This is a genomic window from Azoarcus sp. TTM-91 (assembly GCF_012911025.1).
In the GTDB taxonomy this organism is placed as follows: Bacteria; Pseudomonadota; Gammaproteobacteria; order Burkholderiales; family Rhodocyclaceae; genus Azoarcus.
This window is the reverse complement of sequence record NZ_WUEI01000209.1, coordinates 1-3566: the sequence shown is the minus strand read 5'-3', so window position 1 is coordinate 3566 and position 3566 is coordinate 1. Positions and strand designations below refer to the sequence as shown.

At 72.8% G+C, this 3566-nt stretch carries 3 protein-coding genes and 1 riboswitch; of the genes, 2 read left to right on the top strand and 1 reads right to left on the bottom strand.

Annotation, left to right across the window (positions count from 1 at the left end; genetic code table 11):
• Positions 1 to 181 precede the first annotated feature (181 nt).
• A complete protein-coding gene (locus GRF61_RS23585; protein ID WP_169153056.1) occupies positions 182 to 1636 on the top strand; it encodes an aldehyde dehydrogenase in 1455 nt (484 codons plus the stop codon).
• Positions 1637 to 1734: 98 nt separating this feature from the next.
• On the opposite strand, the gene ribB is transcribed toward GRF61_RS23585, so the two are convergent.
• Positions 1735 to 2388 (bottom strand): 3,4-dihydroxy-2-butanone-4-phosphate synthase, encoded by a 654-nt coding sequence (gene ribB / locus GRF61_RS23580; protein WP_169153055.1) that lies wholly within the window; start codon positions 2386 to 2388, stop codon positions 1735 to 1737.
• 133 nt (positions 2389 to 2521) lie between these two features.
• Positions 2522 to 2672: riboswitch (FMN riboswitch) on the bottom strand.
• Positions 2673 to 2824: 152 nt separating this feature from the next.
• On the opposite strand from ribB, the gene GRF61_RS23575 reads away from it, so the two are divergent.
• Positions 2825 to 3523: an FCD domain-containing protein gene (locus tag GRF61_RS23575; protein WP_169153054.1), complete on the top strand. Its 699-nt coding sequence runs from the start codon at positions 2825 to 2827 to the stop codon at positions 3521 to 3523.
• The last annotated feature ends 43 nt before the right edge of the window (positions 3524 to 3566 follow it).

Sequence of the window (3566 nt, the reverse complement as noted above, 5' to 3'; positions counted from 1 at the left end):
AAAAGGTGGCGCGCCGCCCGGGGCGATGCACGTCGACCACGCCGCGGGCACTTCCGGCGCGCAGACTGTCCCACCCGATGCAGGCGGCAGCGCTGCCCCGCGCGGCGCGCCACCTTTTCATCCGACCCATCCGTGGCGCCCCCGGCGCCGCCTCCCATCCACTCCCGAGGAGACCAGCCCCATGAACGACATCCAGCTCCTGATCGGCGGCCAGGCGGTCGCCGCCAGCGGCGGCGCCACTTTCGAGCGCCGCAACCCGGTCAGCGGTGAAATCGCCACCCGTGCCGCCGCCGCCAGCGCCGCCGACGCCCGCGCCGCCGCCGATGCCGCCGCCGCCGCTTTCCCCGCCTGGTCGCAGACCACGCCCGGCCAGCGCCGCGCGCTGCTGGCCAAGGCCGCGGACCTGCTGGACGCCCGCACGCCGGACTTCATCGCCCGCATGTGCGCCGAAACCGGCGCCACGCCGGGCTGGGCCGGCTTCAACTGCTTCCTCGCCGCCAACATGCTGCGCGAGGCGGCGGCCGCCACCACCCGCATCGGCGGCGAGGTCATCCCCTCCGACGTGCCCGGCAGCCTGGCGATGGCGGTGCGCCAGCCGGCCGGCGTGGTGCTGGGCATCGCGCCGTGGAACGCGCCCGTCATCCTCGGCACCCGCGCGCTGGCAATGCCGCTGGCCTGCGGCAACACCGTGGTGCTGAAGGCCTCCGAAGTGTCGCCGGCGGTGCATCACCTCATCGGCGCGGTACTGCAGGAGGCCGGCCTGCCGCCGGGCGTGGTGAACGTGGTGAGCAACGCCCCGGCCGACGCCGGCGCGGTGGTGGAAGCGCTGATCGCCCATCCGGCGGTGCGCCGCATCAACTTCACCGGCTCCACCCACGTCGGCCGCATCATCGCCCGCACCGCCGCCGAATACCTGAAGCCGGTGCTGCTGGAGCTGGGCGGCAAGGCGCCCTTCCTGGTGCTGGCGGATGCCGACCTGGACGCGGCGGTGGACGCCGCCGCCTTCGGCGCCTTCATGAATCAGGGCCAGATCTGCATGTCCACCGAGCGCATCATCGTCGAGGAGGCGGTGGCGGACGAATTCGTCGCCCGCCTGGCGCGCAAGGCCGCCTCGCTGCCGGCCGGCAAGCCGGACGCCGAAGGCATCGTGCTGGGCTCGGTGGTGGATGCCGCCACGGTGGACAAAGTGCAGGGCATGGTGGCCGACGCCGTCGGCAAGGGCGCGAAGCTGGTCGCCGGCGGCAAGGTGGACGGCACGGTGATGGACGCCCATGTGCTGGACGGCGTCACCCGCAGCATGCGCATCTACAGCGAGGAATCCTTCGGCCCCATCGTCGCGGTGATCCGAGCGCGCGACGCCGAAGACGCCCTGCGGCTGGCCAACGACAGCGAGTACGGCCTCTCCTCCGCCATCTTCAGCCGCGACATCGGCCGCGCGCTGGAACTGGCCAAGCGTCTGCAGGCCGGCATCTGCCACATCAACGGCCCGACGGTGCACGACGAGGCGCAGATGCCCTTCGGCGGCGTCAAGGCCTCCGGCTACGGCCGCTTCGGCGGCCAGGCCGGCATCGAGGCCTTCACCGAGCTGCGCTGGATCACCGTGCAGACCGGCGAGCCGCGCCACTATCCCTTCTGATGGCGGCAAGCACGCCCGGTGGCTGCAACGGCCGGGCGTGCTGCAGAGCGCGGCGTGGCGGCCGGGGCACACCCGCCCGCCACGCCGCCGTCACCCCATCAAGCCGGGCAACCCGCCGCCGCATGCACGTCCTCCATGCAGCGCACCAGCTCGTCCATCGCCAGCACCGGCAGCTGGTGCTCGCGCGCATAGCGGGCCACCTGCTCGCCGCGCGCCATGGTGCCGTCCGGGTTCATCAACTCGCACAACACCGCCGCCGGCCGCAGCCCTGCCAGCCGGGCCAGATCCACCGAGCCCTCGGTATGGCCGCGCCGCACCCGCACGCCGCCGTTGCGCGAACGCAGCGGAAACACATGGCCGGGGCTGACGATGCGGCGATCCTCCGCCGAGGACGCCAGCGCGGCGGCGATGGTGCGCACCCGGTCGGCGGCGGACACGCCGGTGCTCACTCCTTCCGCCGCCTCGATGGAGACGGTGAAGCCGGTGCCGTGGCGGGCGCGGTTGTCCGCCACCATCTGCGGCAACGCCAAGGCATCCACCGTGGCTTCGTCCAGGCACAGGCAAACGATGCCGCTGCCGTCGCGGATCATCATCACCATGGTGGAAAGGGAGAGGTTCTCCGCCGCGGCGACGAGGTCGGCCTCGTCCTCGCGGTCGGCGTCGTCCAGCAGCAGCACCGGGCGACCGGCGCGGTAGGCGGCCAGCGCCGCGGCGACATTGGGGAAACGCTGGGGATCTACGGAAAGAAACATTGAAACGTGCCTCACGCAAAGCGATGAACGAACGTTCCAGGGCTGCAAGCACGGCCAGGCGCCGTCATTGCCGCGCTGGTGCGGCGATGGCGGATCGCCCCCCTCCTCGCGGAGCGGCGGCGCCTGTCGGGTACTGCGTCTTCTCTCATCCGGACTTTCACCGTCGGCCCCGGAATCACACCGGATCTGCTGACCTCCGGCAGCGGCCGGAGCGCTCGCGGGCTGCCCGGCGCGAGCGCCGGATCACCGCCGGTGGGGACTTTCACCCCGCCCTGAAGACCTGGACGCGGCCCGCCGCCGCCCTTCCAGGACGACACGGCGGCACTGCGTCACGGCTGCCGGCACCGCCAACCTGCACTGCCCACATGGCATTGCGCGCTGGCCGGCACCAAACATCCGATGTTAGGATGATACGCCTGTTGCCGGAAAACCGCCCATGGACACCCCGCCGCTCCCCACCGCCCGCCGCCGCTCCCTGGTCTGCGAGACCATAGAGATCCTGCGTGGCCGGGTGGAAAACGGCACCTGGCGTGTGGGCGACCGCATTCCGCCGGAGGCGGCGCTGGCCGAGGCGCTGGGCGTGGGCCGCAACACCGTGCGCGAGGCGGTGCGGGTGCTGTCCCGCTCGGAGATGCTGGAAGTGCGCCAGGGCGACGGCACCTATGTGCGGCGCGCGGTGGACCCGGCGGAAACCATGGAGCGGCTGAACCGCGCCGACCTGCTGGACAGCATCGCCCTGCACCAGCTGCTGGAAGCGGAGATCGCCCGCTGCGCCGCCGAACGCCGCAGCGAGGCCGACCTCGCCGCCCTGCGCGAGGCTCTCGCCGCCCGCGGCGACTACCGCCCCGGCGACGACCGCACCGCCTTCCACGCCCGCGACCGCGCCTTCCACCGCTGCGTCGCCGCCGCCGCCCACAACGACGCCCTGGACGCGCTCTACCGCTACTTCGCCAGCAGCATGGAAGTGCGCCTGCACGAGAGCTTCAGCGAGGGCGAACTCGCCGAACCCACGCTGGCCGAGCACGCCGCCATCGTGGACGCCATCGCCGCCGGCAATGGCGAAGCCGCGGCCGCCGCCGCCCGCGCGGTGCTCGCCGCCCAACTCGAACGCCTGCGCCGCAGCCGCGGCGCCTAATCTGCCCCCTTTCCTGCCCCTTTTTCCTGCCACCCTTTCCCGC